Here is a 7,641-nt window from a genome sequence, read left to right as displayed (position 1 = left end):
CCCCAACCGAAAGGGCCCCGCCCGCGCGTGAACGCGCGGGCGGGGCCTCGCTCGTTCCGAAGGGAGGTTCCGATGGACGCCGCCGACACTCGCACTCATCCGCTCGATGCCCTCGCGCTCGCCGAGGATGCCTTCCAGCAAGCACGTGCCCGGCTCAAGGAAGCCGAGACCGACCGCTACGCCTCGATCTGGGCCGCGCTCACCACGGCCGAGGATCTGACCGAGCTGCGGGCGATGCTCCCGCCCACCGTCACCGCCCAGTCCCTCCGGGCCGCGGTCCGCCGCCACGCCACCGGCGACACCGGCTACATCCAGCCCGAACTGTTCGACGGCGACGGCCAGACCATTACGAAACCCGAGTGAAGCCGCAGCACCGGCAAATGCGTCACGCGGGCTGAGCTGCGGGCCCGGTCGTTTCCCGGTCGGCTTTTCTCGCCGTGGCAAGGGCAGTCCGAACGTCGGTGACGCGCATCCCGCACAGCTCCGCGATGCCCTCGGGTGTCTCCCCGAGTTCCCGCAGCTCCATGACGCCGCCGCTGATCGCCGCGTTGGCTTCTTCGATCGCGAGATGGGCGGTGATCACCCCGACCACGGTCTGTTCGATCTGTGCTTCGCGCTCGCGCGCCGCCGCGATGCGGCGACGCCGGATCTCGCCAGCGCGCCTGACCGCGAGGATCTTCTTACTCGGCTGCTGCGCATTTCCTGAATCGTTCATACCGGCGACGATAAACGCGGATACCGGCCCTCGACAACTGCGCGATACCGCGAGTACAGGAGCCATCGGCACCACTCGGAACCCCTAATGACGATCGAGGATCAGAATAGGCACCGCTCGGCACCATCATGCCTCCACCAGCACCGACACTCTGATACATGACTCCAGTCATATATGGAGGACACACCTCTTGCACGTTTCGTGAATCAGGACCATTCGGTATTGGTGCACCGCCTTTGAATGGCTAGCGTTGGCGATCCGGAATTGTCGGATCGGCGGGGCGGGGGTGGTGCGGAGTGATGACCGTCCACAAGCTCTCGGTCGGTGACGGCTACTCCTATCTCACGCGCCAGACTGCGGGCGGGGACGTGCCGCGGGCGCCAGGGCAGTCGGCCTCGGATTACTTCACGCAGGCGGGGAACCCGCCGGGCCGGTGGACCGGGTCCGGGACCGGCGCGCTCGGGCTGGAGCCGGGCCAGCAGGTCGTCGAGGCCCAGATGCGGAACCTCTTCGGCGAGGGCCTGCATCCTGATGCGGAGGCGATCCAGGACGCCTACCTCGCCGCGCACCTGCGCCCTGGACTGACCGCGACCCAGGAGCATCGGGTCAAGGGCGCGGCGGAGCGGGCGGCGAAGCTGGGCCAGCGGTTCCCCGGCTACAAGGCCCTCGACCCGTTCCAGAAACGCGTCGCAGAGCGGCTGCGGGACATCGAATCAGAAACCGGCCGCGAGCCGACGCCGGCCGAAGTCTCGAAGGTGAAGCGGGAGGAGGCGACGCGGCAACGCGCGGGCGTGGCGGGCTACGACCTGGTGTTCTCGCCGGTGAAGTCGGTGTCAGTGTTGTGGGCGCTGCACCCCGACGAGGCAGTGCGATCCGAGGTGAAAGCTGCGCATGACGCCGCGGTCGGCCGGGCCGTCGCTCTCCTGGAGGAGCACGCCGCGTTCACGCGCTCGGGTGCAGGAGGCGCGGCGCAGATCGAGACGAACGGCCTTGTCGCGACCGCGTTCGACCACCACGATTCGCGCTCGGGCGACCCCGACCTCCACACCCACCTCGCGGTCGCGAACAAGATTCAAGGCCGGGATGGGAAGTGGCGTTCGCTCGACGGCACCGCGCTGTATGCGGTCGGGGTCGCGGCCTCGGAGACCTACAACGCCGCGATCGAGGCCGAGCTGACCGCACGGCTCGGCATCGTCTTCGTGGACCGGCCGGGGCCGGCGAAGTCGAACCGGCCCGTCCGCGAGATCGAGGGCATCGACCCCGCCCTCCTGAAGCACTTCTCCGCCCGCCGCACCGCGATCGAAGCCCGCTACAACGCCCTGCGCTCGGAATTCCGTGCCCGTCACGGCCGCGACCCGGACCCGCACGTCGCCTACGAGCTCGCGCAGCAGGCGACGCTGGAGACCCGTGAAGGCAAGGCTGTACTGAGACGCCTCGACGAGATGCGCGCAGACTGGACAGACCAGGCGGTCACCCGATTCGGCCCCGAAGTCATAGGCGACATCCAGACCACCGTCGCCGGTCTTGGCCAATCTGAGGCACATGCCGGGCTCGATGTCGACAAGGTCGCGAGGCTCGCCGATGCGGTCATCGCGCGCGTCGGGGAGGAGCATGCGACGTGGGGCCGGTGGCACCTTCACGCAGATGCGGCGCGGGCCATCCGCGCCGAACACGGCGCGCTCGGACCCGAGATACAGCGCGAGGCCATCGATCGGATCGTCGAAGTAGCGCTCGGCGAGGGAATGTCGATCCGCCTCGGCGGTTCTGCCCCGGTCACGGAGCCGGAGCTGTTGCAGCGCAGCGACGGCACCTCCGTGTTCCAGCGGCATGAGGCCGACCGATACACCTCCCAAGCGGTCCTCGACGCCGAGCACCGCCTCGTCAAGGCCGCCCAGACCCCCACAGTGTGGTCGGCCAGCGCCGATGCCGTCGCTGAGCGGATCGCCGTTTTCGAGGCCGGGCACGGTCGGGTTCTGGACGAAGGGCAGCGGGAACTCGTCACCGCGTTCACCACCGATGACCGACTCCTCGCTGTCGGCATCGGGCCTGCCGGGTCGGGCAAAACGACCGCGATGCGCGCCTACAGGGAGGTCCTGGCCGCCGAGGGACGGCGTCTGGTCGGGCTGGCGCCCTCGGCGCAGGCCGCGGCGGTCCTCGAAGCCGACCTCGGCATCACCTGCTCCACGGTCGACAAGTTCCTGTGGCAGATCAACCCCGGCAACCTGTTGAACGGACCCGAACTGGTCGAAGCAGTCCGCTCCATCGAAGCCGCGCAGACCGAACGCCGCGCCGGCATCGACATCGGCACGCTCCCGGTCCCGGTCCATGGCCTCCGCCCCGGGGACGTGCTCCTGGTCGACGAGGCGTCGATGGCCGGGACGTTCAACCTCGACCGCATCACCGCCCTCGCCAGCTTCGCGGGCGCGCAGGTGCGGCTCCTCGGTGATGACTGCCAGCTCGGCGCAGTCGCCTCCGGCGGCGTCCTCCGCTTGATCGCCGCCGAGGTCGGCGCGACCGAGCTGCGCGACCTCCACCGCTTCCAAGACCCGGTCTTCGCTGCGGCGTCGCTCCGTCTGCGGGAGGGCGAGGCGGCCGGACTCGACTACTTCCAAGACCGCGAACGCCTCCGCGGCGGTTCGCGCGACGCCATGCTCCAATCCGCCTACGCCGGATGGAAAACCGACGTCGCGGCCGGGAAGTCGAGCCTGATGATGGCCTACGCGAACGCCGACGTCGCCACGCTGTCGACCTGGGCTCGTGCCGACCGGATCGCCGCCGGCCAGGTCGCCGAGGCCGGGGTGACACTCGGGAACGGACAGACCGCGGGTCGCGGGGACTGGATCGTCACCCGCCACAACCAGTACGGCCTGAAGTACTGCGGCGGGAAGGACTTCGTCCGCAACGGCGCCACCTGGGACGTGCTCGCGACCCACGCGGACGGTTCCTTGAAGGTGAAGTCCCGCGAATCAGGGGGCACCATGACGCTCCCCGCGGAATACGTGGCCGAGCACGTCGAACTCGCCTACGCCACCACCGTCCACCGCTGCCAGGGCATGACCGTCGACACTGCTCACCCGATCCTCACCGACCAGATGAGCCGCGACGCCCTCTATGTCGCCGCCACCCGCGCCGCCGACACCACGACCCTGTATGCGGTCACCCATACCGAGATCCCCGCTGACCCCGACCACCAGTTCGACCGGCCCAAGTGGGACCCCGACGCCACCGCCGCTCGCGAAATCGCCGAGCAGATCCTCAACCGCGAGGCCGACAGCCTGTCCGCGACCGAGATCGGCCAGCGCCTCACCGCCCGATCCGGCGACCTCCACGAACTCGTCGCCCGCTACCGCACCGCCGCCGACATGGCCGCCGACCACCACTACAGCGACCTCATTACCCGTGTCCTCACCCCCGTCCTCGCTGAGGAGCACCTGGCCGACATCGAGGCGAATGGCCGCGGCGCGCTCGCTGGGACCCTCGCCAAGGCCGAGGCCGCGGGATGGAACCCCGAGCAGATCCTCGCCCTCGCCCTCGCCCGGGGACCCGTGGACGACGCGGGTTCAGTCAGCGCCGTGCTGATCGGCCGCATGAACGGCCACATGGAAGGCCACACCCCGCCCCCGGCAGGCGCCAGGCCCACACCGGCCGACCTCGACCGCTACCGGGAGCTCCTCCGGCCCCACTACCCCGAAGCGAACCTCGACACCGCGACCGCGCTCCACCCGGGGCCCGTCCGGTTCCCCGCCAACGCCGCACATCAAGCCGAGACGACACGAGCTATGGACCGCTACCGGACCGAACTCACTGAAATCCTCGGCGGCGACCTCGCGGACCGAGTCTGCGGCGAGCGGGCCTGGCCCGCGGTCATCGGCGCCCTCCGCCGCGCTGAAGAATCCGGCCAGTACTCCGCCGAAGCGCTCCACCGCGCTGCCGCGCAACACGACTTCGACGGCCTCAACCAGGTCGCGCCCAACCTCGCCTGGCGCATCGAACGCCAAACCCGCCTGATCGAACTCGACCCCACCCACGCGGGACAAGCCTGGCCCGCCCTCGCCTGGACCATCAAAGCCTGGGAGAACGCAGGCGGCGACCCTGGTGAACTCATCGACGAACTCGCCACGGGCCGCACCCTCACCGGCCTCGTGCTCGAAGCCGGTCACGAACTCACCTGGCACCAACGCCTCGAAGCCATCGAGAACGCGCCCCACCCGCTCCCCTGGGCCGCCGCCCCGAACACGCTTCACCACAGCGACGCCGTTCCCGCAGAGCTCCGCAACTACCTCGACCACGTCGCCGACGCCATCACCGCCCGCGTCGACCACCTCACCGACCACGCCATCACCGAGCAACCTGCCTGGACTGAATCCTTCGGCGAAACCCCCACCGGCGAAACCACCTTCGAGCGCTGGCGCACCGCCATCGCCCTCGCCGCCGCACACCGCGACCAAATGCGCGTCGACCTCGACGACCCCGCCCACCCTTTCGGCCCCTACCTAGAAGCCGGCCGCGCCGGACACCACTCCTGGTGGGCCGCAGCCTCAGCGGCGCTCGCCATCGACAGCTCCGACGCACCCACCGCTGGCACCGGCCTCGCCGAAACTGCGGAGCAGCAGCTCACCATTGCCATCGCGCGCGACACCTACGCCGCGCTCCCTTCAAACGAGCGCGAAGCGATCCACGACATGATCGCGACTACATGGGGACCGACCTGGCAGTTGATCGCACGAGACCCATCAGTCGCCGCAACCCAGTCCGTCCTGGCCGCGGACCTCGTCCATGCTCTATCCAGCTGCGAACTCCTCACGCCGAAACTCGCCTCCGATCTTCGGATCACGACTCCACATCTCACAGCAGAGAGCCAGAGCGAAGCTTTGCATGGAGGCAAAACCAATGAGCAGCAGCAGATCGACATGGGTCAAGCGCTTGCGCAGAAGCCGGTCAACTCCATCACTCCGCCACGGCAGTGACGCGTCCTCCCACTTCTCCATCCCCCTTGCGCCCCAACATTCACTGCCACGTTCATACCCACTGCCGACGTCCAGAGCTCGGCGCACCGGCGAATCCTCCCCACCATTCGTGTGAGTCGTCGGACGTGCGTGATTCACTCCTGATGTGGCTCATGAAGCGATTCTTGCGAAGTATCCGAACCAAGTCCGCGTAGATGGCGAGGCCGTGTACTTTGCGCTCGGCCCCAAGAGCCTCGATCTCGATGACTTCACCGGCATCCCAAAGGTCATCGTGGAGATGACAACCCTCTATCGAAATCCTTCACTCAAGATCACAGGAACCTCACCCGATACGGACATACTCGTCTCCGTCTCGACCACGGTTCACTATGAAGGAGAACTCGCCTCGAAGCTCATAGTCGAGACTGAACCCGGCGACCGCGTGGGCCTGGACTCAGGAATCTTCAGGCACGTCGAGCTAAAGAGCGGAGCGTTGACTGCCAGGGCCAACAACTCCGTCCGGCGCCTCTCGCTCTTCACCAATGCGTCCCTGACGTTCAACGTCGAGGAGCTCGAGCTCTGCCGGGACGGCCTGACCATCACCGTCGGAGGAGGGGGAGTCAGCGTGGACAAAATTGCCGTCAGTGAGGCTACACCACACCCAAACCTGAAGCTTCAGTCCGACAAGAGCAACCGAGGCGACTACCCCCTGATCCAGGGCGCCATCATTGACGGACCCGATACCTTGCGCCTCGACAAGGTCGCGCTTCTGATCAATGAGACCAAACATCAAATTACGATCTCGGGTGACGGGATCGTGCAAGTTCCCCAGCGGCAGACCCTGACCGGGCTGACCGTCATCGACAACCCCGACCACCCTCTAATCTCGCTCGATCTTGGCGCAGCCTCATCCATCCGCGACTTCGCCGGCACTTGCTTCATCAAACGAGCAGTGGGCGCCTCCATCATCGCAGTACACGATCAGTCCTTCGACTACGTCGGTGTCGACCCCACGCCCAACCGGCGTGGAGAAGACCCCTTGGAGAACGCGACGCTCCGAGGAGCACAAATCAAACCCAGCAGCGCCGGGCGAGACCGAATCGGGGAACTCGCCAACGTCCGTGTGTTCGAGCCGGTCATCGATCACGACACGTATCCGCCCGGATGGCGACGCCCGTTCCATTCGCTCCATCGACTCAAGTCTCGCGCCGCGGGCCGCCCTGATCGGCAGACCGCTGCCGACCACCTCCTCGACTGCGCCTACTTCTGCAAGGAACTCGACGTCCTCGTGACCGAGAAGTGCGGGGCCGGCTCAATACGGTCCAAAGTCGCCTGGGGCCGTGCCCGAGCCCAACACCTGACATCCGGCCGGGTAGAGCGATGGATGTACAGCCTGTTCCGGCTTGTCGGGTACGGCCAGCGCCCGATCCCGCCGTTGCTGACCTGGCTCGCCATCGGGTCTCTGACCATGTTCGTCGCCATGTGGATGGAGGTGGACGCACACTCCTATCAAGGCGGAATGCTTGCCCTATGGGTGCACATGCTGTTCACACCGTTCGTGCTGCTCAGATTCACCGCAGAAACGCAAGCGTCCGGGACCGATGTACTCGCCGGCCTCGGGGTGATGGAGCGCCAAGTGGTCCTGCTCCTCCAGGTACTGGTAGTCGCCGCGTTCGTGTCTTTCATCGCGGCCCTGAGGAACTACATGCGCTCAAGCCTGCCAAGCTGACAGCTGACGCAGGCACTCCCACTGAGGAGCTAGGCCCAGGCCATCCTTTACGCCTACGCCACCATTGGCGAAACCCAGGCCCAACTCGCCCGCCGCTACCGTGTCAACACCAGCACCATCAGGACAATCCTCCGCCAAGCAAGAGGCAAGGACCTTGACAACATGGCCGCCTGTTGCCGACTGCGAAACCTCACACACCCACAACTTCCTGGTCACTCATCCGGAAGAGTGTCTGAGCCGATGCCGATACC

The 7,641-nt window shown here is 67.1% G+C and carries 4 protein-coding genes; 3 read left to right on the top strand and 1 reads right to left on the bottom strand.

The annotated features are described in order from the left end of the window. Positions 1-72 precede the first annotated feature (72 nt). On the top strand, positions 73-363 hold the full coding sequence (locus DI269_RS27750) for a hypothetical protein (RefSeq protein WP_112136034.1): 291 nt from the start codon (positions 73-75) through the stop codon (positions 361-363). A gap of 22 nt (positions 364-385) precedes the next feature. On the opposite strand, the gene DI269_RS11670 is transcribed toward DI269_RS27750, so the two are convergent. After that, on the bottom strand, positions 386-715 hold the full coding sequence (locus DI269_RS11670; protein ID WP_112136032.1) for a hypothetical protein: 330 nt from the start codon (positions 713-715) through the stop codon (positions 386-388). A 299-nt stretch (positions 716-1,014) separates the two neighbouring features. Here DI269_RS11670 and mobF point away from each other — a divergent pair, with 299 nt between their 5' ends. Then, positions 1,015-5,682 (top strand): MobF family relaxase, encoded by a 4,668-nt coding sequence (gene mobF, locus DI269_RS11665; RefSeq protein ID WP_112136029.1) that lies wholly within the window; start codon positions 1,015-1,017, stop codon positions 5,680-5,682. 145 nt (positions 5,683-5,827) lie between these two features. After that, positions 5,828-7,390: a hypothetical protein gene (locus tag DI269_RS11660; protein WP_157974910.1), complete on the top strand. Its 1,563-nt coding sequence runs from the start codon at positions 5,828-5,830 to the stop codon at positions 7,388-7,390. Positions 7,391-7,641 lie beyond the last annotated feature (251 nt).

Origin of the sequence: Glycomyces dulcitolivorans (genome assembly GCF_003265355.1) — a bacterium.
GTDB lineage: Bacteria > Actinomycetota > Actinomycetes > Mycobacteriales > Micromonosporaceae > Glycomyces > Glycomyces dulcitolivorans.
This window is presented reverse-complemented; position numbering and strand designations above follow the sequence as displayed.

Bases quoted from the DNA above. Each gene is read 5' to 3' on its own strand.
- DI269_RS27750 (WP_112136034.1), top strand. From the start codon at position 73: ATGGACGCCGCCGACACTCGCACTCATCCGCTCGATGCCCTCGCGCTC.
- DI269_RS11670 (WP_112136032.1), bottom strand. From the start codon at position 715: ATGAACGATTCAGGAAATGCGCAGCAGCCGAGTAAGAAGATCCTCGCG.
- mobF (WP_112136029.1), top strand. From the start codon at position 1,015: ATGACCGTCCACAAGCTCTCGGTCGGTGACGGCTACTCCTATCTCACG.